Below are 21027 nucleotides of genomic sequence, written 5' to 3'. Positions count from 1 at the left end.
TTCAGGGGGGCAGCAGGTATGCTGATATCTCCCTTTTCACCGTTTTGGATGATCCGCCCATGTTCAAGAAAATCCTGATCCCCACGGATGGCTCCAAGCTCTCCGCCCAGGCGGCCAACAAGGGCGTCTGCTTCGCCCGCACCATCGGCGCGGAAGTCGTCGCGCTGCACGTGACGCAGCCGTTCGCCGCCACGGTGGGCTTCGACGGCATGGCCGCCGCCTACGCCATCACGGACGAAGACTACGACCGCACCGCCGCCGAGCAGGCCAAGAAATACCTCCAGGCCGTGCTCGACCGGGCCGAGACCGCCGGCGTCAAGGCCAAGTCCCTGGCGGTGTCCAACTTCAACGTCGCCGACGGCATCGTGCAGGCCGCCCAGTCCGAAGGCTGCGACCTGATCTTCATCGGCAGCCACGGCCGCAGCGGCCTGTCGCGCCTGCTGCTGGGCAGCGTCACGGTCAAGGTCCTGGGCCTGGCCAAGGTCGCCACCCTGGTCTACCGGGTGAAGGAAAACGATTGAGGCCGGTTGATGCCCGAAGCGATCTCCTCCACGAGCGGGAACGGATCCTGATGCCATGCCCCGCGTGATCCATCACCAGCCGGACCCGGCGCCGGCGGGCGGCGACGCCGCCCCCGCACCGGGCGAGGCGGTGCGCGACACCTTCGGCCGCCCCTTGCGCGACCTGCGGATTTCCGTCACGGACCGCTGCAATTTCCGCTGCACCTACTGCATGCCGCGCGAGCTGTTCGGCGCGGACCACGCCTTCCTGCCGCAGGGCGCCCTGCTCACCTTCGAGGAAATCACCCGGGTCGCCCGGATCGCCCTGCAGGGCGGGGTGCGCAAGATCCGCCTGACCGGCGGCGAGCCCCTGCTGCGCAAGCAGATCGAAACCCTGGTCGGGATGCTGGCCGGCCTGCGCACGCCGGAGGGCGCCCCGCCGGAATTGACCCTCACCACCAACGGCACGCTGCTCGCCCGCAAGGCCCGCGCGCTGGCCGATGCCGGCCTGACGCGGGTGACGGTCAGCCTCGACGCGCTGGACGACGCCCTGTTCGAGCGCATGAGCGACAGCGGCGTGCCGGTCGCCACGATCCTCGACGGCATCGAGGCCGCGGCCGCCGCCGGGCTTGCGCCCGTGAAGGTCAACATGGTCGTGCGCCGGGGCATGAACGACGGCCAGATCCTGCCGATGGCGCGCCATTTCAGGGGCACCGGCCACACGCTGCGCTTCATCGAATACATGGACGTCGGCAACACCAACGGCTGGCGCATGGACGAAGTCGTCACCGGGGCGGAAATCGTGCGGATCATCGGCGCCGAGTTCCCGCTGCGGCCACTCCAGGCCCGCTACCGCGGCGAAGTCGCCAACCGCTGGGCCTACGCCGACGGCGCCGGCGAGATCGGCCTGATCACCAGCGTGTCCCAGCCCTTCTGCGGGGACTGTACGCGGCTGCGCCTGTCGCCCGAAGGGCGGCTGTTCACCTGCCTGTTCGCCGAGCAGGGCCACGACCTCCGCGCGCTGCTGCGCGCCGGGGCCGACGACGCGGCGCTGGCGGCACGCCTGGCCGGCGTCTGGCGCGCGCGCGACGACCGCTATTCCGAACGGCGCGGCGAGGCCCACCGCGATCACAAGATCGAGATGAGTTACATTGGTGGATGAGACAGGACACAGAAGGGTCCCTGCGGACCCTTCTGTGCCTGTCGAATCCGAGCCGCGTGCAAGCGGCGAGGTGGAGGGATGCCCCAATCCAAGACCGGTCCCTGCGGACCCTTCTGTGCCTGTCGAATCCGAGCCGCGTGCAAGCGGCGAGGTGGAGGGATGTCTCGATCTTGTTCGATGGTCTGATTCTCGCAGGCGGGCAATCCCGGCGCATGCGCTCGGCTGATGCGCCCGAGGCCGACAAGGGCTTGATGCCCTGGCGCGGCGAGCCCCTGGCGGCCCATGCCTGCCGCTATCTGCGCGCCCAGGGCGCGGATGCCGTGTGGATCAGCGCCAACCGTCATCCGGAGGACTACGCCGCCTACGGCACGGTCGTGCGCGACGATCCCGATCATGCGCAGTGCGGTCCCCTGGCCGGGGTGCTGGCGGGGCTGCGGCGGGCGCGCTCGCCCTGGCTGTTCGTGCTGCCGGTGGACGTGGTGCGCCAGCCCGGCGACCTGGCGGCGCGGCTGGCCGCCGCGGCGCGGCCCGACCGCCCGGCCTATGCGCGTACGTCCGATGGCCCGCATCCGCTCTGCCTGATGGCGCACCACGATCTGGCGGACGGACTGCAGGCCTTCCTGGACGCGGGCGGCCGCCAGGTCCAGGGCTGGCTGCGCTCCTGCGGCGCGGTCGCCGTGGATTTTTCCGATGCGGACGCGCTGATCAACCTGAACACGCCCGAGGACTGGGACCGCTGGTCCTGATCCGGACCCGCATCCGGCGGGGCCGCGTCGCCGGGACCGCGCCGTCGGGACCGCGCCCCGGCGTTCGCCTTGCCGTGCGTTTGACGATGGGGGCCGCCGACCCTGGCGGATCGTCAGACCAGCCAGTCGGACAGCGCCATCCAGTCCACTTCGGCGCCGGATTCCAGCCGCGCGCCCGCCGGGATGCGGGCCAGGCCGTGCGCCCAGGCCAGGCTGCCGAGCGCGCCCGAGCTTTGCTGCGTGTGCGGCGTCAGGCGGGGCAGCCCGGCGGCGCCCTGCGCGGCCTGGATGCGCAGGAAATCGTCGCGTTCGCCGCCGACGGGGCGGGACGTGTCCAGGATGCCGCGCCGGATGGGGGGCAGCACGTCCCGGCGGCCCTGCAGGCCCCGGATCAGGGGGCTGACCAGCAGCGTGAACACGGCGAAGGCCGAGACCGGGTTGCCGGGCAGGCAGACCACCGGGCGGCCGTTCAGTTCGGCCAGCGCGACCGGCTTGCCCGGCTTCATGCGCACGCGCCACAGGTCCAGCGTGCCGCCCAGGGCCTCGATGGCGGGCTTGACCAGGTCCTTTTCGCCGACCGAGGCGCCGCCCACGCTGAGCACCAGGTCGCAGGCTTCATTGAGTTCGGCCAGCGCCCGGCGGGTGGCGTCCGCGTCGTCGCGCGCGTGGCGCAGCAGCGGCGCGGCGGTGCCCATCCCGCCGCACAGGCCGGCGAGCATCGGCGCGTTGGAATTGTGGATGGCGGCCGGCGGCAGGGGCTGGCCGGGGGGGACGAGTTCGTCGCCGGTGGTCAGGATGCCGACCGTCAGGCGCGGGAAGACGGGCGCCCGGTCGTGGCCCTGGGCCGCCAGGACGGCCAGCTGCCCGGCGCCCAGGCGGGTGCCGCGGAGGAGGACCGTCTGCCCCGCCCGCATGTCCTCGCCCCGGCGGCGGATGTGCTGGCCGGGCGCGGGCGGCGCGAGGACGGCGACCCGGCCGGCGTCCTCGCGGCAGTCCTCCTGCATGACCACGGTGTCGGCGCCCGCCGGGATCACGCTGCCGGTGAACAGGCGGATGGCCTGGCCGGGCAGCAGGGGGTCGGGCGCCTGGCCGGCGAAGCAGCGCTGCTGGATGGGCAGCGTGGCGCCGGGGGCGGCCGCGTCGGCGGCGCGCAGCGCGTAGCCGTCCATGGCGCTGTTGTCGGCGGGCGGCAGGTCCAGGCCGGCGATGATGTCCTCGGCCAGCACGCGGCCGTACAGGGCGTCGAGGGGCAGGGTCTCGCGTCCGGCGGGCGCGCGTCCGCGCGCCGCCAGCCGCGCCTGGGCGGTATCGAAGTCGAGCATGATCAGGTTTCCGTGCGCGCGCGGTAGGCGCTGGCGAAATTGCAGGGGAGCTGGCGGCTGTCGAGCTGGGACAGGAGGATCTTTTCCCAGGCCAGGCGGCAGGCGCCCGTCGAGCCGGGCAGGCAGAACACCAGGGTGTCGTTGGCCATGCCGCCCAGTGCGTCGGACTGCAGCGAGGAGGCGCCGATGTCCAGCCAGGACAGGTGGCGGAACAGTTCGCCGAAGCCGGGCACGACCTGGTCCAGCAGCGGCGTGACGGCGGGAATGGCGGACTTGCCATGGGTGAAGCCCGTGCCGCCGTTGCACAGGATCACCTGGATGTCCGGATCGGCGATCCAGTCGCTGAGGACCTTGCGGATCCGGTAGCGATCGTCCGGGCACAGCGCGCGGGCCTGCAGGACGTGGCCCGCCTCGGCCAGCGCGGCGGCCAGGTAGTCGCCGGTCGTGTCCTCGGCGGCCGTGCGGCGGCTGGAAATCGTCAGCACCGCGCAGCGCAGGCTGACGGGCGGCAGGTCGGGACGGGCTTTCATGGCGTATCGGGGGGCGTGTTGCGGGGCGCGTCCGGGGATGTGCCGGAGGGCGTGTCCTGGGGCATGTCCCAGCGGGCGGTTTTTTCGGCGTCGGCGGCCTGCTGCTCGACCCAGAAGGCGCGGCCGTCGGCCAGGGTCTCGCGCTTCCAGAAGGGCGCGCGGGTCTTGAGGGCGTCGATGATGTATTCGCAGGCGCGGAAGGCCTGGCCCCGGTGGGCGGCGGCCGCGCCGACGAAGACGATGGGATCGCCCAGCGGCAGTTCGCCGACCCGGTGGACCACCACGGTGTCGAGCACGTCCCAGCGCTGTTTCGCCTGGTCGCACAGCGCCTGGATCTCGCGTTCGCACATGCCCGGGTAATGCTCCAGGAACAGGCTGCGGGAGCCGGCGTCGGGGCTGTAGTCGCGCACCATGCCGACGAAATGCACCAGCGCGCCGGCCCGGCCGGCCGCGCGGGTCTGCAGCAGCTCGGCCAGTTCGGCGACTTCAAAGCGTTCGGTCTGGATGCGGATCATGATGGATGCGGCTGGGTGGATGCGCCCGGGGCGTCGGCCTCAGCCGCCGGTGACGGGCTCGAACACGGCGACCTCGTCGCCCGGGCGGATCGTGGCGGCGCGCCCGGCGTGTTCCTGGTTGATGGCGAGCTTCAGGCGCGCCGAGGGGCCCAGCGCGGGGCAGCGCGCCGCCAGGGCGTCCAGCCAGTCGCCCGCCCGGATGGGCGCGTCCAGGGGCAGGGTCTCGCGCCGCAGGCCCATGTGTTCCGCCACCTGGGCGAAATACAGGACATCAATCGTTGTGCCAGTCGCCACTCTTGCCTCCGGTTTTGCTGAGCAGGCGGATCTGCTCGATGACGATGCCCTTGTCGGCGGCCTTGCACATGTCGTAGACCGTCAGGGCGGCGACCGAGCAGGCCGTCATGGCTTCCATTTCGACGCCGGTCTGGTGGCGGGTGCGGCTGGTGGCGCGGATGGTCAGCGTGCGGCTGGATTCGTCGGCCGAGAAATCCACCCCGACGAAGCTGAGCGGCAGGCTGTGGCACAGGGGGATGAGTTCGGCGCAGCGCTTGGCCGCCAGGATGCCGGCGATGCGGGCGGTGTTCAGGACCTCGCCCTTGGCGTTGGCCTGGGCCGACAGCAGGCTCCAGGCGTGGGCATTCAGGCGCACGCGGCCTTCGGCCACGGCGCTGCGGTCGGTCGGCGCCTTGGCGCCGACGTCGACCATGCGGACCTGGCCATTTTCATCCAGGTGGGTAAGGACGGGGGAGAGGTCTGTTTCGCTCATGGGCCTATGATAAACGAGGACGCCGCCGGGCGGCATGCGCCGCTGCTATGATGCCTGTTTGAGGATGCTGCCGCACCGGCGGTGCTTCCGACCGGAATTCCGCATGGCCAAGACGATCGGCGCATTTTTTTCCCTGTATCTGGCAACCCTGATCCTGTTGCTCAGTTCGGGGCTGTTCAACACCTATCTGGGCCTGCGGCTGACCGCGCTGTCCGTGTCCGAGGTCTGGGTCGGGGCGATGATCGCCGCGTACTACCTGGGCCTGGTGCTGGGCGCCCGGGTCGGGCACCGGCTCATCATCGGCGTGGGCCACATCCGCGCCTACGCGGCCTGCGCGGCGATGGTCACCGTCACCGTGCTGGCGATGATCCTGATCGAGGGCCTGTGGCTCTGGCTGGCGCTGCGCTTCGTGGCGGGCATCGCCATGGTGAGCCTGTTCATCGCCATCGAAAGCTGGCTCAACGAGCAGACCGAGAACGCCTCGCGCGGGACCGTGTTCGGCTTCTACATGGTCGCTTCCTGTATGGGCACCGTGCTCGGCCAGCTGGCGCTGGGGCTGTTCCCGAAGCTGGATTCCGAGCCGCTGGTGTTCGTGGCGATCTGCAGCGTGCTGAGCCTCATTCCGGTGACGCTGACGCGCCGCCTGCATCCGGCGCTGCAGGTGCCGGCCCCCCTGGCCCTGCGCTACTACGTGGCGCGCGTGCCCCTGTCGCTGACGGTGCTGTTCCTGGCCGGCATGCTGACGGGCGCGTTCTACGGCCTGGCGCCCGTCTACGGGCTGCAGCACGGCATGGACAATCACCAGGTCGGGGTGTTCCTGGCGGTGTCCGTGGCGGCCGGCCTGGTGTTCCAGTGGCCGCTGGGCTGGCTCGCCGACCACATGAGCCGGGTGCGCCTGATCCGCATCGGCGCGCTGCTCCTGCTGTGCCTGGGGGTGCCGCTGTGGGGCTGGTTCGAGTTTCCCTACCCGGCCCTGGTGGCCTTCTCGGGCGTGCTGGGGGTGGTGCAGTTCACGCTCTATCCCATGGGGGCGGCCTTCGCCAACGACAACGTCGATCCGGAGCGGCGGGTGGGCCTGAGCGCCCTGCTGTACATGGTCTACGGCCTGGGGGCCTGTCTCGGGCCGCTGGCGGCGGGGGGGCTGATGCGGGTCTGGGGATCGGACGTGTACTTCGTCTTCGTGTCGGCCTGTGCCGCCCTGCTGGTGGTGTTCATCCGCGAGCGCAAGGTCAAGGGCACGCACCGCAGCGAGGACGCGCCCACCCAGTTCGTGCCCATGGCCGACACCCTGCAGAATTCCCATGTGATGGCGGTGCTGGATCCGCGCGTCGATCCGCAGCGCGACATCTCGCACGATCCGGTCATCGACGATCCGCTGGCGGCGCCGGCGACAGCGGCATCGGCGTCAACATCGGCACCGGCGGCAGCGACAGCGGCATCGGCACCAACACCGGCACCGGCTGCGGCATCGGCATCGGCGCCAACACCGGCACCGGCGGCGACGCCGTCACCGGCACCAACGGCGGAGGCGCCGGTTCCTGCATCGGCAGCGGCTCCGGCTTCCCGTCCGGTCCCGGTCCCAGCGTGCGGTCCGCTTTCGCCCCTGGCGCCGGGCCTGCCAGCCTCAGCGGGGAAACAGCAGGACGATGGCGCCTAGCGCCAGGACGATGCCCAGCACGTTCAGCAGGCTCAGGCGCTCGCGGAACACGCCCGCGCCCACCAGCGTGCCGATGGAGATCACGCCGATGTTCATGGCCGCGAACACCAGGGTGGGGTTGTCCGGGAAGGTCTGGTGCGCGCGGATGTAGAAGTAGATGTTGCCGAAGTTCAGCCCGCCCAGCAGGACGCCGGACGCCAGGCTGCGGGCGTGCCAGCGGGTGCCCCGGGCCAGCAGCCACAGGCCCATCAGCACGCCGGCCAGGACGAAGCTCAGCAGCAGGCTGCCGGCGAAGCCCGCGCCGATGCGCGCCATCTGCTTGAACAGGATGTCGATGCAGCCGTAGCCCGCCCAGACGCCCAGCAGCACCAGCCAGCCGCGCGACGCCCATCCCCGCGTCTCGTCCTCGGGCGCCGTCGCCGCGGCGCTCCCGGCTGCCGCGGCCGCGGCCCGGGGGCGCGTCAGCAGGCAGGCCAGGGCGCACAGCGCCAGGGCGATGCCGATGGCCTTGCGGCCCGACAGGACTTCGTGGAACACCAGGAAGGCGGCCAGGATCGGCAGGATCAGCGACAGGCGCTGGGCCGTGTCGCTGCGCACGATGCCCGCGCGGCGCACGGCGGCCGCCATGACCAGGAACACGCTGGGCAGCAGCACGCCGAGCAGGCCCAGGATCAGCCAGACGGCGGCCGGCTGCTCGAACAGCGTGTCCAGCGGCGGGTGCAGCAGCCACAGGCATAGCGCCACCGCCGTCGCGTAGTTCACGGCGATGGCCTGGTCGACGCGGATGCCGCCGCTGCGGGCGAGCTTCAGGAAGATCGAGACGGCGACGCTGAAGGAAATGCTGAGGATCAGGGTGTGCATGGTGGGGCGCGTCGGATGAGGGTCAGGCCGGACTGGCGGCCGCGTGGGTTTCCAGGGTTGCGGATACCGTGTCGTCGGGCATCGGCACCAGCCCCAGGCGCTCGAACAGCCGTGCGTCGGCCTGCGCCTGCGGGTTCGGCGTGGTCAGCAGCCGCTCGCCGTGGAAGATCGAGTTGGCGCCGGCCATGAAGCACAGCGCCTGGGTGCTGTCGTGCATGCTCTCGCGGCCCGCCGACAGCCGCACCACGGCGCGCGGCATGACGATGCGGGTCACCGCAATGGTGCGCACGAATTCGATGGGATCCAGGTCGGGCGCGTCGGCCAGGGGCGTGCCGGGCGCCTTCACGAGCTGGTTGACGGGCACCGATTCGGGATAGGGGTCCAGGCTGGCCAGGGCGGCGATCAGGCCGGCGCGGATCTCGCGCGATTCGCCCATGCCCACGATGCCGCCGCAGCAGACCTTCAGCCCGGCGTCGCGCACGCGCCGCAGCGTGTCCAGGCGGTCCTGGAACGTGCGGGTGCGGATGATCTCGCCGTAGTGTTCCGGCGCGGTGTCCAGGTTGTGGTTGTAGTAGTCCAGGCCGGCCGCTTTCAGGCGTTCGGCCTGGCCGTCCTTCAGCATGCCCAGGGTGACGCAGGTTTCCAGGCCCAGCGACTTGACGGCCTGCACGTGCTCGATCACCTGGTCCAGCTGGCGCTCGGTCGGCGACCGCCAGGCGGCCCCCATGCAGAAACGCTGCGCGCCCGCGTCGCGCGCCTTGCGCGCCGCAGCCAGCACCTGCTCCAGCGGCATCAGCGGCGCCGGCTCCACTTCGGTGTGGTAGCGCGAGGACTGCGGGCAGTAGGCGCAGTCCTCGGGACAGGCGCCGGTCTTGATCGACAGCAGGCTGGACTGCTGCACGGCGTTGGCCGGATGGTGCGCGCGGTGCACGGTCTGCGCCCGCAGCAGCAGGTCGTTGAAGGGCAGGGCGAACAGGTCCAGGATTGCCTGGACCGGCCAGACGGGCGCCAGGGTTTCGTGACGGACGCGGGCGTGCATGACGGATGAGCTCCGAGGGTGTCGAACAGCCCGGATCGTAGGCGTTCCGCACATCGCCCCGCAAGCGCCAACGCCGTGCAACCGGCGTGCAAATGGCCGGTAGTACGGCGATCTTGCCTCCTATTGTGCGATAGCCAGCATCGCTGGCCGGGTTTCTGGTCCGATCTTCTTCTGCTCGCGCAGGTGTAAGGATTTGTGATACAGCGCGCGGAAGCAGGGTTTCGAGGCGGACCCGAATAAAAAAATCCGGGCTCGCAGTCTTTTCCAAAGTGCAGATGAGTCTGGGATTTCCGGTTTTGGGTCAGTCTCAGGCGGCTTTGGAAGCAGATCGTCGAATGGTTTCAAACAGGGCAGCCCGGGCGCTTTGCATCTGAGCGGCTGCTTCATTGTCGCTCATTGTTCGGGCCTGCATGAGCAGCGCCTGCAGCGTGATGCCTGGCTTGAGCCCGCGGGCACGGGCGGACAGGCTGTGCAGCTTCTCCAAGGGCGTACTGACCAACTCGGCGGGATAGGTGGTACGGATCTTGTCTTTGGCATCGACCGTCTGCCTGGGAAACAGGCATGGACGGTGCAAGTTCAGGTATGGCACCAGCGCGTCCTTGCAAAAGGCGTTGATGCGCGCGGCGTGCTTTTGCGGGATATGCGCGTAGCCGAAGGTGCGGCGGATGACTCCCCCGTTCTTGGCCTCGACCAGGGCGTTGTCGTTGCTGTGCCGGGGCCTGGACTTGGTGAACTCGGCATTGAGCTTGTCGAGCAGTTGAGCGACGCGCACGTTGATGTACTCGCTGCCGTTGTCGGTATGCACCTGGCGGATGCGAAATGGGAAGCAGGCGAGCATCTGCTCGAGTACGGGTAGCAGGAAGGCCTCGGAGATACGCTGGCAGCAGGCGACGACCTGCCACTGGGTGACGCAGTCCACGGCGTCGATGTAGTACACGCCCTTGATGCCATCGAAGTCGCCCTGGTGCACGCTGTCGATGCGGATGAAGCCGGCACGTCCTTCGGGGCGCGGGGGCTTGCGCACGGCGATGGAGACCGACCGGCTGGGGCGTGTGCCCTGCCAGTGGCCGCGCGCCTGGCGGTAGGCCAGGGTCTTGCGTAGGTTGTACAGGTGAGCCACCGAGATCGAGGCCAGGCGCTCGTAGCGGGCATCGCCGTAGACCAGCCAGGCACGCTGGCACAGGTGCCGGGTGGCCGCCCCGCTCAGGTTCTCGTGCAGGCGATCCAGCCGTGCCAGCGCCACGGTGTCGTCCGCCGTGTAGCGGCGGTTGAACCCGTGCGTGGGTGTGCGGCGCTGTCCCAGCGGGGCATGTTCGCGAAACCGGGCGATCAGACGGGTCAGGTGCTGGCGCGAGTAGCCGCTGGTGTGCAACAAGTAGCGGATCACCAGTCCCCGCTCGGTGCGCGACAGCGTGGCGTATCGGAACCGCTGCAGCACGCTTAGTACGTGGGCCTGGCGCTGCGCCTCGGTGCCGGCGGCCACCTGGGTGGCCAAGCCTGCGGTGCCGGCCAGGAACTGTTCCAGATCGGCCAAGCTGGTCAATCGGTCATCGTGTAGGGTCAAGATCATCTCCCGATGATCGACGATCCTGACGCCACCCTCCAGACTCATCTGATGTTGGAATCACGAAGGCCCGCTCAGACTCATCTGATATTGGACAGGGCTCTCGCTTGCACGCCAAAAAAAATTCGTGCATAATCTCGTTTCTTCGTTAACGAAGACCTTGTTTGGGGGTATAGCTCAGCTGGGAGAGCGCTTGCATGGCATGCAAGAGGTCAGCGGTTCGATCCCGCTTACCTCCACCAAACTTTCGTTGTCGAATGTCCTGTCCCCTTCGTCTAGAGGCCTAGGACATCACCCTTTCACGGTGAGTACAGGGGTTCGAATCCCCTAGGGGACGCCAGGATTTTCTGGCACCGCTGCGGAGCGGTAGTTCAGTTGGTTAGAATACCGGCCTGTCACGCCGGGGGTCGCGGGTTCGAGCCCCGTCCGCTCCGCCAAAGAATTCAACGGGTTAGCTAGGTTTAGCTAACCCGTTTTTCTATTCCGAATTCCAATTTTGGAATATGTTTTGGGCTGGCGTCTCCAAATTGTCCGGCTTTCTGGCCGTGGCGAGGTCGCTGCGCAATCCAGGAGCAAGCCCCGGATCACCCGACGCACGCCCGGCGGCTTCCCTGGCGCCGCGCGGTCACAGGCGGGTGGCTCCTCTTCCCTTCTACAACCCCAAGGCCGCCTGCAGCAGGACGACCCGGGGATTCACCGGCCCCGACCTGAAAATCAGCGCCACCGCGCTGGCGGGCGGCGCGGGTGCGACCCGGATCTGCCTGACCGTGCCCGCCGGCACGATGCCGTGGCGCAACAGCGCCACGTCCGGCACGATTCCGATGCCCAGGCCCGCGGCCACCAGCTGGATGCTGGTGGTCGGGCTCGTCGCTTCGATGACGGGCACGGGGACGGGTACCCCCGCATGGGTGAAGCATTCCTCGATCAGCTTGCGGCCCATGGACCCCTCGACCGGCATCACCCAGGGCTCGCGCACCAGATCGATCCAATCGACGCGCCGTGCGCGCAGCAAAGGATGCGCACGGGCGGCGACGACGGCGAACGGCACCTCGAACAGCTTGACGTACTGGAAGGCGCCCGCGTCGGATTCCAGCAGCTGCAGCGGAAAAGTGGTGATCAGCGCGTCGAGCTCGCCCCGCTGCAGGGCCCCGATCAGCGCGGGCACGCGCTCTTCCAGCAGGTGCACGCGCAAGGGGGCGTCCTGCCGGACCAGCCGCTGGATCACGTCGGGCAGGTAGGTCTGCGCCACGAACGGGGGCGCGCCGATGCGGATCTTGATGGCGCAGCGGTCGGCGGCGCGGGCTTCGGAATGGAGGTGGGCCAGTTCCGTCAGCAGCAGCGTGGCGCCCCGCAGCACCACGGCTCCCTGCGCCGTGGGCGTGAGGCCGCGCGTCGTGCGCGAGAACAATGCGAAGCCGAAGGCGCTTTCGATTTCCGCCAGCGCCTTGCTGAGCGCCGGCTGGGTGAGATTGAGCGACTCGGCCGCCGCCCGCAGGCTGCCCCGGGCCTGTACTTCCGTCAGCAGGTTCAGGTGGCGAAAGCGCAGCCTGGCGACCAGGCGGTCGGATTCGGACGGCTTGTCCATCGCTGGGTATGAAAAAGTGTTATCGCAATATAAAAATATATCACTTTTTATATGCACCAGGATTCACTATCCTGCAGGCATGACAAGGACAAGATCAAGGAGACACCATGCACCGTCGCACCTTCTGTCTGGGCGCCCTGGGCGCCGGCCTGGCGTCCGGTTCCTTCGCGCGCGCCGCTGAAACCTATCCCGCGCGGCCCGTCCGCGTCGTCGTGCCCTATGCCGCCGGCGGCGGGCCGGACATCATGATGCGCCAGTTCGGCCCCACGCTCGGCGAAAGAATGGGCCAGCCCATCGTGGTCGAGAACAAGGTCGGCGCCGGCGGCGTGCTGGCCGCCCAGTCCGTCGCCCAGGCCGCTCCCGACGGCTATACCGTCCTGCTGGGCTCCAATTCGCACCTGATCCAGAAGATCCTGCAGCCCGCCCTGGCGTTCGATCCGGTCCGCGATTTCGTGCCGGTGACCCTCATCGCGGCGTCTCCCACGGTCCTGGTCGTGTCCGCCAAGTCGCCGTACCGCAGCGTGCAGGATCTGGCCGACGCCTTGCGGGCGCACCCGGGCAAGATGAATTACGCCTCGGGCGGCGTCGGTTCGGGGGCGCACCTGGGCGGCGCGACCTTCGTGTCGCTGCTGAAGGCCGACGCGGTGCACGTGCCTTTCAAGGGATCCGTGGAAATCCCGGTGTCGCTCGTGCGGGGCGACACGGATTTCGCCTTTGCCATCGCGGGGACCGCCATTCCGCAGGTGCGGGGCGGCCAGCTGCGCGCCCTGGCCGTCACCGGCGCCGCCCCCCTGGCGGAACTGCCGGGCGTCCCGCCGCTGCACGACGTCCTGCACAGCGACCTGGCGATCCAGGAATTCTGGTTCGCCTTCTGGCTGCCCCGCAATCCGTCCCCGGACGTCGTCGGCACGCTCTATCGCGCCACCACGGCCGCGCTGCGGGACCCGGCCGTGGGGCCGATGTTCGAGGCCGCGGGCAACCGCGTGGTCCGGAGCGACGATCCGCAGGCCGCGGCCGAATTCGTGCGCAGCGAATATCGGAAGTGGGCCGACATCATCAAGCTGGCCGGCGTCACCGCCGGCTGAAACGGGAGCATTCATGGCAAAGCCCCTCGAAGGCGTGCGCGTGCTGGATCTGTCGCACGTGATCGCCGGCCCCCTGGCCTCGTTCTACCTGGCGCAGCTGGGCGCCGAAGTCATCAAGGTGGAACCGCCCCTCGCCGGCGAGGTCCTGCGATCCATGAGGGACGGCGCGGACACCGATACGCCCACCGGCTTCGCCGCCATCAATGCCGGCAAGCAATCGCTGGCGCTGGACATCAGGACGCGGGAGGGGGCGGAACTGCTGCGCGGCCTGGCCGCCGACGCCGATGTCTTCATCGAGAATTTCCGCCCGGGCGTGGTCTCCCGGTACGGGCTGGACCATGCGTCGATCCGGGCGGTCAGGCCGGACATCGTCTATTGCTCCATTTCGGGTTTCGGGCAGCGGGGAGACTGGTCGCAGCGCGGCGCCTACGACCACGTGGTGCAGGCCCTGACCGGCATGATGATGATGTCGGGGGAAGGCGACGACGCGCCGCCGATCAAGGTCGGCTTTCCCGTCGTGGACGTGGCGGTCGGCATGCTCGCCGCGCTGGCCATCGTGTCCTCGCTGCACCGCCGCTCGCGCGAGGGCGCCGGCCAGTATATCGATGCGTCCATGGTCCAGGCGTCCCTGATGCTGATGTATCCGAATGCCTGCGCCTGCCTGAGCGACGGAACGCCGACCCGGCGCGTGGGCAACCGCGGCTATACCGGCAGTCCGGCCGCGGACACCTACCGGTGCGCGGACGGCTGGCTGGCCGTCGCGGCCAATACGCCGGCGCAGTTCCGCAGGCTGGCCGGCGTCCTGGGGATCGAGGCCCTGTGCGACGATGCGCGCGCCCTCGACCTCGCCGCCTTCAATGCCCCCAACGGCTTCGTCGTGCCGAACGATCGCGGATACGTTGCGGACCGGCTGCGCCAGGCCTTCGCGGCCCACAGCGCCATGCGGCTGGAGGCGCAGCTGGCCCAGGCCGGGGTGCCCGCCGCCCGGGTGCGCAAACTGGAAGAATTCCTGCACGAGGCCGATGCTTCCGGCTGCGTGAGCCTGCCCGACCATCGCTTCCGCCAGGGCGGGCGCGAGGTCCGCACCCACGGGATCGGTTTCGTCTTCGATCAGGATGGCGGGCCCACGGCGGCGGGCGCGCCGTCGCTGGGGCAGGGCGGCAAGGCGGTGCTGCTGCGGGCGGGCCTGGACGGACGCCGCATCGCGGAACTCGAACGCGCCGGCATCCTCCGGACCGCCGCCGAGGCGCCCGAGCCCCTGGCCTCCTGATCCTTTCGACCCGACGGAGATCCCATGACACCACTTCTGCAAGACCGGGTCGCCCTCGTGACGGGCGCCGGCCGCGGCCTGGGCCGCGCGCATGCGCTCGAACTGGCGCGCCACGGCGCCCGCGTGCTGGTCAACGACCTCGGCGCCGAGACGCCCGGCTCGGCGGCGCAGGCCGTCGTGGAGGACATCCGCCAGGCCGGCGGGCAGGCCCTGGCGCATGGCGCCGACGTGACCGATCCGCGGCAGGTGCGGACGATGGTGCAGGCGGCCATCGCCCAGTGGGGCCGCATCGACATCCTGGTGAACAATGCCGGCATCCTGCGCGACAGGAGTTTCGCCAAGATGAGCCTCGACGATTTCCGGCTCGTCCTGGAGGTGCACCTGATGGGTTCGGTGCATTGCACCCATGCGGTCTGGGACATCATGCGCGCCCAGCATCACGGGCGCATCGTGATGACCACTTCCTCGTCCGGTCTCTACGGGAATTTCGGCCAGGCCAATTACGGTGCCGCCAAGATGGCGCTGGTCGGCCTGATGCAGACCCTGGCGCTGGAGGGCGAGCGCTACGGCATCCGGGTCAACTGCCTGGCGCCGACGGCGGCCACGGCGATGACGGAGGGGCTGCTCGAACCGCAGGCGCTGGATCTGCTGGCGCCCGAATGGGTGAGCCCCGCGCTGGTCGCCCTGGCGGCGGACGAGGCGCCGACCCGGACCATCCTGCTGGCGGGTGCGGGCTGCTTCGAGCAGGCGCACATCACCATGACCCGGGGCATCTGCCTGGACGGCGCCGAGCTGTCCGCGAACGCCCTGATCGAACGCCTGGACGAGGTGGCCGACCGCCGCGCCGACAGCGTCCCGGCCACCGGCTTCGAGCAGCTGCGCCATGAAATTGCCAAGGCCCAGGCCCGCCGACAGCCATGCGCCGCGCATGCGTCCGACGAAGGGCGGGCACCCGACGAAGGGCGGACGCCATGACGAACCCCCGTGGGCAGCCGGCGGCGGCCCTCCGGGCATTCGATTCCGTCCGGTCGCTGCGCGATTTCGTGGGGCGGCCGGCCATCCGGTCGGCCTCGGTGGTGATCGGCCAGGACCTCATCGACCGGTTCGCGTGCGTCACGCGCGACCGCCAGTGGATCCACGTGGATCCCGTGCGGGCGGCGGCGGAGTCGCCGTACGGCGGCACCATCGCGCACGGTTTTCTCCTGCTGTCGCTGCTGAGCTGCTGGCAGTCGAGCTGCATCGCTTTTCCCGGCGCGGCCGTGGTGCTGAACTACGGTTTCGACCGCGTCCGCTTCACGGCGCCCGTCCGCTCGGGTGCGCGGGTGTCGGCCTGCTTCGCGCTGGACCAGGTGGCCGAGCCCCGGCCCGGGGAGGCCCGCTGCGCGTGGGCCGTCACGGTGCGGGCCGAGGAGTCTCCCCGGCCGGCGGTGCATGCCGACTGGCGGATCGTGGTCCGGTACGAGGAGGCCGGGTCGGGCTGAACCGCTGCGCACGGCCCATCAATAAGAGGAGACGGAGACCATGAAAATACGGTCTGAACAGGATTTCTGGTCGGGATTGATGTTCCTGGCCGCCGGCGCCTTCTTCGCCTGGCGCGCGACGGGCTATGCCCGCGGGACGGCCGCCCACATGGGGCCGGGATATTTCCCGTTCTGGCTGGGCATCCTCCTGGCGGTCCTGGGCGCGGGCATTGCGCTGGCCGCCCTGTCGCCGCGCGCCGCCGGGAGCCGGATCGAGCGGTTCGACTGGCGCGTCGCCGGCTGGATCGTCGGCACCGTTGTCCTGTACGGCGCGGCGCTCGAACCCCTGGGCGTGTATGTGTCCATCTTTCTGCTGGTCGTCCTCGGCAGCCTGGCGGGCCGCGATTTCGACTGGAGGGTCGCGGCCGGCAACGGCGCGTTCCTGGCCGTGTTCGCGTATCTCGCCTTCATCAAGGGGCTGGGGCTGGTTTTCCCCCTGTGGCCCTTCGGCCTGGGCCGTTGAGGAACCGCGATGGAACTGTTCGACCACCTGATGCTCGGCCTGTCGGTCGCCTTCACGCCCGAGAACCTGATGTACGCCTTCCTCGGTTGCCTGCTGGGCACGCTGATCGGCGTGCTGCCCGGCATCGGGCCGGTGCCCACCATCGCCATGCTGCTGCCGGTCACCTACGTGCTGCCGCCCACCGCGGGGCTCATCATGCTCGCCGGCATCTACTACGGCGCGCAGTACGGCGGCTCGACCACCGCGGTGCTGGTGGCCCTGCCCGGGGAGACCTCTGCGGTCGTCACGGTGCTGGACGGGCACCAGATGGCCCGCAACGGGCGCGCCGGCGCCGCCCTGGCCCTCGCGGCGCTGGGCTCCTTCTTCGCCGGCTGCGTCGCCACGGTCCTGCTGGCGGCCTTCGCGCCGCCGCTGGCGGCGATCGCCTTCGAGTTCGGGCCCGCGGAATATTTTTCCCTGATGGTGCTGGGGCTGGTAGGGGCCGTGGTGCTCGCCTCCGGCTCCCTGCCCAAGGCCATCGCCATGGTCGTGCTGGGCCTGCTGCTGGGGATGGTCGGGTCCGACGTCAATTCCGGGGTGATCCGCTACGACTTCGGGCTGCCGGAACTGCAGGACGGCATCGATTTCGCCATCGTCGCCATGGGGGTGTTCGGCTTCGCCGAGATCATGACGAACCTGGAGCAGCGGGAAAACCGCATCGACATGATCGACAAGGTCGGCAGCCTGTATCCCAGCCGGCAGGAATTCAAGGAAGCCTGGCCGGCCGCGATCCGCGGCACGCTGCTGGGCTCCGCGCTGGGCATCCTGCCGGGCGGCGGCGCCGTGCTGTCCTCCTTCGCCTCCTACTCGCTCGAAAAGAAAATGTCCGCGCAGCCGGAAAGGTTCGGCAAGGGCCATCCGGCGGGCGTGGCGGGCCCGGAATCGGCCAACAACGCGGCCGCCCAGACCTCGTTCATCCCCTTGCTGACGCTCGGCATCCCGGGCAATGCGGTCATGGCGCTGATGATCGGCGCCATGACCATCCACAACATCTCGCCCGGCCCGCAGGTGATGAGCAACCACCCGCAGCTGTTCTGGGCCCTGATCGTCTCGATGTGGATCGGCAACCTGATGCTGCTGGTGCTCAATCTGCCGCTGATCGGGCTCTGGATCAAGCTGCTGAAAGTCCCTTACCGCATCCTTTTTCCCGCCATCCTGGTGTTCTGCGTCATCGGGGTGTATTCGCTCAACGGCAACGTCTTCGACATCTACCTGACGGCGTTCTTCGGCCTGGTCGGCTACGTGTGGTCCAAGCTGCGCTGCGAGGGTGCGCCCCTGCTGCTCGGGCTCGTGCTCGGCCCCATGATGGAGGAGAACTTCCGGCGCGCCCTGCTGCTGTCGCGCGGGGATTACACGACGTTCGTCAGCCGGCCCCTGACCGCCTCGCTGCTGGCCGCGGCGGTCCTGCTGGTGGTCCTCGTCGCGCTGCCGTCCATACGGAAACAGCGCGCGACGGCCTTCGTCGAAGAGGACTGAGTTCCTGACGGGCCAGGGCGCCCGCCCGCCGCGGGCCTTTTCAGGTCCGGGCGGCCCGCAGCCGCTGGGCGATGAGCTTCTCGGCTTCCACGGCGAAGAAGAGCACCAGCGCGGCGGCCAGGGTGAGCAGCCATTCTCCCGCGCTCAGCGCGGCGGAGCCGAAGATGCGGTGCATGGGGCTCCAGTGGATGTAGACGAACTGGAGGAGCACGGCGATCGCCATGGTGAGCAGCGCGTAGGGGTTGCCGAACAGGCCCTCCCGGTCGAGCACGCTGCGCCGCAGCCGCCGGCTGTTGATCAGGTAGACCACTTCGCACAGCACGATGGTGTTGACGGCCATGGTGCGCGCCACCTCGATGCCGGCGCCGCTGTCGAGCTTGTACAGGAAGAGGGCCAGCGCGCCGAGCATCATCAGCAGCGACACCAGGACCAGCCGCCACAGGAAGAATGCGGTGAACAGGGGCTCTTCCGGGGGGCGCGGCGGCCGCAGCATGATGTTGTCGTCCGGCGCGTCGAACGCCAGCGCGATGCCCAGCGTGCCCGCCGTGACCATGTTGATCCAGAGCACCTGGGCGGGGGTGAGCGGCAGGGCGAGACCGAGCAGCAGGGCCGCGATGACCACCAGGGCTTCGCCGCCGTTGGTGGGCAGCATGAACAGGATGAACTTGCGCAGGTTGTCGTACACGGCGCGCCCTTCGCGCACCGCGGCCGCGATGGTGGCGAAATTGTCGTCGGCCAGCGTCATGTCCGCCGCCTCGCGCGCGGCATCCGTGCCTTTCAGGCCCATGGCGATGCCGACGTCGGCCTGCTTCAGGGCGGGCGCGTCGTTCACGCCGTCGCCGGTCATGGCGACGATGTTGCCGTTGTCCTGCAGCGCCTGCACCAGCCGCAGCTTGTGTTCGGGACTGGCCCTGGCGAAGATGTCCACGTCGGCCACCACGAGGCGCAGCCCGGCGTCGTCCAGCAGGGAGATTTCCGGGCCCGTGACCGCCGGCCTGCCCACGCCGATGCCCAGCTGGGCGCCCACGGCGCGGGCGGTGTCGGCGTGGTCGCCGGTGATCATCTTCACCCGGATGCCCGCGGCGTGGCATTGCTTCACCGCCGCGATGGCCTCGGCGCGCGGCGGATCGATGATGCCGGCCAGCGCCAGCATGACGAAGCCGTCCTCCATGTCGGCGGGCGAGAGCGGGCCGTCCGCCGGTCCGGCGGCCTTGCGGGCCAGGGCCAGCAGGCGCAGGCCGCGCGCGGCGATGTCGTTGACCATGCGCCGCCAGTAGTCCACGTCCAATGGCTGCGGGCCTTCGCCGCCGAGCTGCCAGCGGCACATGGAGAGCACGCGCTCCGGCGCGCCCTTCACGAGGATCCAGTCCGTGCTGCCGGCGTCCTTGTGGTGCGTGGCCATGTAGCGGTTTTCCGATTCAAAGGGAATGGAGTCCAGCCGCGGCCATTCCTTCGACAGCGCGGCGAGGTCCAGGCCGCCCTTCGCGCCCAGCACCAGCAGGGCGCCTTCCGTGGGGTCGCCCACGATGTGCCAGCCGTCTTCGCGCCGTTCCAGCACGCTGTCGTTGCACAGCATGCCGGCCTGCAGGGCCGGCAGCAGATCGCCGCGGCGGGCGGCGCCGGGCCCGCCGCCGTCGGCGGCGATTTCGCCTTCGGGGGCATAGCCCACGCCCGAGGCCCGGTAGACTCCGGCGCCCGTGACGACGAGCTGCACCGTCATTTCGTTGCGCGTCAGGGTGCCGGTCTTGTCGGTGCAGATGATGGTGACCGAGCCCAGCGTTTCCACCGCGGGCAGGCGGCGGATGATGGCCTTCTGGCGCGCCATGCGCTGCACGCCCAGGGCCAGGATGATGGTCATGATGGCGGGCAGGCCCTCGGGGATGGCCGACGCCACCAGCGCCACCGTCATGACGAACATGTCGGCGACGGGATGGCCGCCCAGCAGGACGCCGAAGGCGAAGGTCAGCACCGCGATGCCGAGGATGACGCTGGCCAGGCGGGCGGAAAAGCGGTCGAGCTTGCGCATCAGCGGCGTGCCCGCGCTCTCCACGCCGCTGATCATCCGCGTGATGCGCCCGATCTCCGTCTGCAGGCCGGTGGCCGTCACGATGCCCACGCCCTGGCCGCCGACCACCAGCGTGCCGGAATAGCCCATGCCGTCGCGCTCGGCGAGTGCGGCATCCGCGGCGACCGGCGCCGTGGTTTTTTCCACCGCCAGCGATTCCCCCGTCAGAGAGGCCTGGTCCAGGCGCAGGTCGCGCGCATGGACCAGGCGCAGGTCGGCCGGCACGCGGTCGCCCGAGGCGATGACGACGCGGTCGCCGGGCACGAGGAACGCCGCGTCCATCACCCGCCGCCTGCCCTCGCGGATCACCGTGGCGTGCGGCGGGAGCATGCCGCGGATGGCCGCCAGGGCGTTCTCGGCCTTGCCCTCCTGGACGAAGCCGATCAGGACGTTGACGAGCGCGGCGGCCCACAGCACGGCGGCGTCCACCCATGCGCCCAGCAGCGCCGTGATGATGCCCGCCGCGATCATGAGGTAGAGCAGCAGGTTGTGGAACTGGCGCAGCAGCCGCAGCAGGGGATGGCGGCGCCGGGCGGCGGCCAGCTCGTTGCGGCCGTGCACCCGCAGGCGGGCCCCGGCTTCGGCTTCGGACAGGCCGCCCTCGGGCGATCCGAGCGCGCGCGCCGCGAATTCCGCGCTGCGGCCATGCCAGTCGGTGGGGGCCGCCGCGGTATCGGTCGATGCGGGATCGGCTTTAATGAAGGAGTCGTCCTGGGTCATGCGGCATGCTGCCTCTGTCAATGCTGGAACGTCGGTTCCCGGATGTCGGATCCGGAACGTTGGTGCCGCGCGGGCCTCGCGGGCATGTCCATGCGTCGAATTTCCGGGGGCACATCCCTACGTTATCAAACCCTGCCCGGCT

The 21027-nt window shown here is 69.8% G+C and carries 20 protein-coding genes and 3 tRNA genes; 13 read left to right on the top strand and 10 right to left on the bottom strand.

What is annotated here, in order from left to right; translation table 11 throughout:
* Window positions 1-59: 59 nt before the first annotated feature.
* The 3 genes from BN940_RS15145 to mobA all read left to right on the top strand — a co-directional run bounded on the left by BN940_RS15145 (window position 60) and on the right by mobA (window position 2408).
* On the top strand, window positions 60-521 hold the full coding sequence (locus tag BN940_RS15145) for a universal stress protein (RefSeq protein WP_043684311.1): 462 nt from the start codon (window positions 60-62) through the stop codon (window positions 519-521).
* 55 nt (window positions 522-576) lie between these two features.
* A complete protein-coding gene (moaA, locus tag BN940_RS15140) occupies window positions 577-1662 on the top strand; it encodes a GTP 3',8-cyclase MoaA (protein ID WP_043684309.1) in 1086 nt (361 codons plus the stop codon).
* Between the two features lie 137 nt (window positions 1663-1799).
* Complete coding sequence (gene mobA, locus BN940_RS15135; protein WP_043684307.1) at window positions 1800-2408, top strand: molybdenum cofactor guanylyltransferase MobA; 609 nt, start codon at window positions 1800-1802, stop codon at window positions 2406-2408.
* Window positions 2409-2521: 113 nt separating this feature from the next.
* Here the strand turns inward: mobA and BN940_RS15130 are convergent, their stop codons facing one another.
* The 5 genes from BN940_RS15130 to moaC are packed head-to-tail and all read right to left on the bottom strand — an operon-like array spanning window position 2522 to window position 5541.
* Entirely contained in the window at window positions 2522-3730 is a 1209-nt protein-coding gene (locus BN940_RS15130) for a molybdopterin molybdotransferase MoeA (RefSeq protein ID WP_043684304.1), read from the bottom strand.
* A gap of 2 nt (window positions 3731-3732) precedes the next feature.
* Complete coding sequence (gene moaB, locus BN940_RS15125) at window positions 3733-4260, bottom strand: molybdenum cofactor biosynthesis protein B (protein WP_043684301.1); 528 nt, start codon at window positions 4258-4260, stop codon at window positions 3733-3735.
* Entirely contained in the window at window positions 4257-4775 is a 519-nt protein-coding gene (locus tag BN940_RS15120; protein WP_043684299.1) for a molybdenum cofactor biosynthesis protein MoaE, read from the bottom strand. Before BN940_RS15120 ends, moaB begins: the two co-directional genes overlap by 4 nt.
* 39 nt (window positions 4776-4814) lie before the next feature.
* Entirely contained in the window at window positions 4815-5069 is a 255-nt protein-coding gene (locus tag BN940_RS15115) for a MoaD/ThiS family protein (RefSeq protein WP_043684297.1), read from the bottom strand.
* Window positions 5047-5541, bottom strand: coding sequence for a cyclic pyranopterin monophosphate synthase MoaC (gene moaC / locus BN940_RS15110; protein WP_084330722.1), 495 nt, complete (start codon window positions 5539-5541; stop codon window positions 5047-5049). Before moaC ends, BN940_RS15115 begins: the two co-directional genes overlap by 23 nt.
* A gap of 103 nt (window positions 5542-5644) precedes the next feature.
* On the opposite strand from moaC, the gene BN940_RS15105 reads away from it, so the two are divergent.
* Window positions 5645-7198 (top strand): MFS transporter, encoded by a 1554-nt coding sequence (locus BN940_RS15105; protein WP_084330721.1) that lies wholly within the window; start codon window positions 5645-5647, stop codon window positions 7196-7198.
* Here the strand turns inward: BN940_RS15105 and BN940_RS15100 are convergent.
* From BN940_RS15100 to BN940_RS15090, 3 genes are all read right to left on the bottom strand, one after another.
* Window positions 7166-8059 carry a hypothetical protein gene (locus BN940_RS15100; RefSeq protein WP_043684293.1) on the bottom strand — a complete coding sequence of 298 codons (894 nt, stop codon included), beginning with the start codon at window positions 8057-8059 and terminating at the stop codon, window positions 7166-7168. The genes BN940_RS15105 and BN940_RS15100 overlap by 33 nt on opposite strands.
* Before the next feature lie 22 nt (window positions 8060-8081).
* Window positions 8082-9098 (bottom strand): biotin synthase BioB, encoded by a 1017-nt coding sequence (gene bioB / locus BN940_RS15095; protein WP_052355934.1) that lies wholly within the window; start codon window positions 9096-9098, stop codon window positions 8082-8084.
* Between the two features lie 307 nt (window positions 9099-9405).
* Window positions 9406-10632: an integrase catalytic domain-containing protein gene (locus BN940_RS15090; RefSeq protein ID WP_242404209.1), complete on the bottom strand. Its 1227-nt coding sequence runs from the start codon at window positions 10630-10632 to the stop codon at window positions 9406-9408.
* 196 nt (window positions 10633-10828) lie between these two features.
* On the opposite strand from BN940_RS15090, the gene BN940_RS15085 reads away from it, so the two are divergent.
* The 3 genes from BN940_RS15085 (at window position 10829) to BN940_RS15075 (ending at window position 11099) form a co-directional block, all read left to right on the top strand.
* Window positions 10829-10904: transfer RNA gene (locus BN940_RS15085), tRNA-Ala, on the top strand.
* A 22-nt stretch (window positions 10905-10926) separates the two neighbouring features.
* Window positions 10927-11002: transfer RNA gene (locus BN940_RS15080), tRNA-Glu, on the top strand.
* A gap of 20 nt (window positions 11003-11022) precedes the next feature.
* Window positions 11023-11099: transfer RNA gene (locus BN940_RS15075), tRNA-Asp, on the top strand.
* 215 nt (window positions 11100-11314) lie between these two features.
* Here the strand turns inward: BN940_RS15075 and BN940_RS15070 are convergent.
* Entirely contained in the window at window positions 11315-12247 is a 933-nt protein-coding gene (locus BN940_RS15070; RefSeq protein ID WP_043684289.1) for a LysR family transcriptional regulator, read from the bottom strand.
* A 107-nt stretch (window positions 12248-12354) separates the two neighbouring features.
* Between BN940_RS15070 and BN940_RS15065 the strand changes: the two genes are divergently transcribed.
* Genes BN940_RS15065 through BN940_RS15040 form a run of 6 tightly spaced genes read left to right on the top strand, consistent with a single transcriptional unit; the run spans window position 12355 to window position 18100 of the window.
* On the top strand, window positions 12355-13332 hold the full coding sequence (locus BN940_RS15065) for a Bug family tripartite tricarboxylate transporter substrate binding protein (RefSeq protein WP_043684287.1): 978 nt from the start codon (window positions 12355-12357) through the stop codon (window positions 13330-13332).
* Between the two features lie 13 nt (window positions 13333-13345).
* Window positions 13346-14602: a CaiB/BaiF CoA transferase family protein gene (locus tag BN940_RS15060; RefSeq protein WP_043684286.1), complete on the top strand. Its 1257-nt coding sequence runs from the start codon at window positions 13346-13348 to the stop codon at window positions 14600-14602.
* Window positions 14603-14626: 24 nt separating this feature from the next.
* On the top strand, window positions 14627-15577 hold the full coding sequence (locus BN940_RS15055) for an SDR family NAD(P)-dependent oxidoreductase (protein WP_052355932.1): 951 nt from the start codon (window positions 14627-14629) through the stop codon (window positions 15575-15577).
* A complete protein-coding gene (locus BN940_RS15050) occupies window positions 15574-16083 on the top strand; it encodes a MaoC family dehydratase (RefSeq protein ID WP_052355931.1) in 510 nt (169 codons plus the stop codon). The genes BN940_RS15055 and BN940_RS15050 overlap by 4 nt, the downstream gene beginning before the upstream one ends.
* 40 nt (window positions 16084-16123) lie before the next feature.
* A complete protein-coding gene (locus BN940_RS15045) occupies window positions 16124-16585 on the top strand; it encodes a tripartite tricarboxylate transporter TctB family protein (protein WP_043684284.1) in 462 nt (153 codons plus the stop codon).
* A 9-nt stretch (window positions 16586-16594) separates the two neighbouring features.
* Complete coding sequence (locus tag BN940_RS15040; protein WP_043684283.1) at window positions 16595-18100, top strand: tripartite tricarboxylate transporter permease; 1506 nt, start codon at window positions 16595-16597, stop codon at window positions 18098-18100.
* 40 nt (window positions 18101-18140) lie between these two features.
* On the opposite strand, the gene BN940_RS15035 is transcribed toward BN940_RS15040, so the two are convergent.
* Entirely contained in the window at window positions 18141-20885 is a 2745-nt protein-coding gene (locus BN940_RS15035) for an HAD-IC family P-type ATPase (protein ID WP_043684281.1), read from the bottom strand.
* Between the last annotated feature and the right edge of the window lie 142 nt (window positions 20886-21027).

Origin of the sequence: Castellaniella defragrans 65Phen (genome assembly GCF_000612685.1) — a bacterium.
In the GTDB taxonomy this organism is placed as follows: domain Bacteria; phylum Pseudomonadota; class Gammaproteobacteria; order Burkholderiales; family Burkholderiaceae_B; genus Castellaniella; species Castellaniella defragrans.
The sequence above is the reverse complement of the archived record's forward strand: the minus strand, read 5'-3'. Positions and strand labels throughout refer to the sequence as shown.

What these genes read in the sequence shown, in the direction of transcription:
- BN940_RS15145 (WP_043684311.1), top strand. Translation starts at nt 60, where the DNA reads ATGTTCAAGAAAATCCTGATCCCCACGGATGGCTCCAAGCTCTCCGCC.
- moaA (WP_043684309.1), top strand. Translation starts at nt 577, where the DNA reads ATGCCCCGCGTGATCCATCACCAGCCGGACCCGGCGCCGGCGGGCGGC.
- BN940_RS15130 (WP_043684304.1), bottom strand. Translation starts at nt 3,730, where the DNA reads ATGCTCGACTTCGATACCGCCCAGGCGCGGCTGGCGGCGCGCGGACGC.
- moaB (WP_043684301.1), bottom strand. Translation starts at nt 4,260, where the DNA reads ATGAAAGCCCGTCCCGACCTGCCGCCCGTCAGCCTGCGCTGCGCGGTG.
- BN940_RS15120 (WP_043684299.1), bottom strand. Translation starts at nt 4,775, where the DNA reads ATGATCCGCATCCAGACCGAACGCTTTGAAGTCGCCGAACTGGCCGAG.
- moaC (WP_084330722.1), bottom strand. Translation starts at nt 5,541, where the DNA reads ATGAGCGAAACAGACCTCTCCCCCGTCCTTACCCACCTGGATGAAAAT.
- BN940_RS15105 (WP_084330721.1), top strand. Translation starts at nt 5,645, where the DNA reads ATGGCCAAGACGATCGGCGCATTTTTTTCCCTGTATCTGGCAACCCTG.
- BN940_RS15100 (WP_043684293.1), bottom strand. Translation starts at nt 8,059, where the DNA reads ATGCACACCCTGATCCTCAGCATTTCCTTCAGCGTCGCCGTCTCGATC.
- bioB (WP_052355934.1), bottom strand. Translation starts at nt 9,098, where the DNA reads ATGCACGCCCGCGTCCGTCACGAAACCCTGGCGCCCGTCTGGCCGGTC.
- BN940_RS15070 (WP_043684289.1), bottom strand. Translation starts at nt 12,247, where the DNA reads ATGGACAAGCCGTCCGAATCCGACCGCCTGGTCGCCAGGCTGCGCTTT.
- BN940_RS15065 (WP_043684287.1), top strand. Translation starts at nt 12,355, where the DNA reads ATGCACCGTCGCACCTTCTGTCTGGGCGCCCTGGGCGCCGGCCTGGCG.
- BN940_RS15060 (WP_043684286.1), top strand. Translation starts at nt 13,346, where the DNA reads ATGGCAAAGCCCCTCGAAGGCGTGCGCGTGCTGGATCTGTCGCACGTG.
- BN940_RS15055 (WP_052355932.1), top strand. Translation starts at nt 14,627, where the DNA reads ATGACACCACTTCTGCAAGACCGGGTCGCCCTCGTGACGGGCGCCGGC.
- BN940_RS15050 (WP_052355931.1), top strand. Translation starts at nt 15,574, where the DNA reads ATGACGAACCCCCGTGGGCAGCCGGCGGCGGCCCTCCGGGCATTCGAT.
- BN940_RS15045 (WP_043684284.1), top strand. Translation starts at nt 16,124, where the DNA reads ATGAAAATACGGTCTGAACAGGATTTCTGGTCGGGATTGATGTTCCTG.
- BN940_RS15040 (WP_043684283.1), top strand. Translation starts at nt 16,595, where the DNA reads ATGGAACTGTTCGACCACCTGATGCTCGGCCTGTCGGTCGCCTTCACG.
- BN940_RS15035 (WP_043684281.1), bottom strand. Translation starts at nt 20,885, where the DNA reads ATGACCCAGGACGACTCCTTCATTAAAGCCGATCCCGCATCGACCGAT.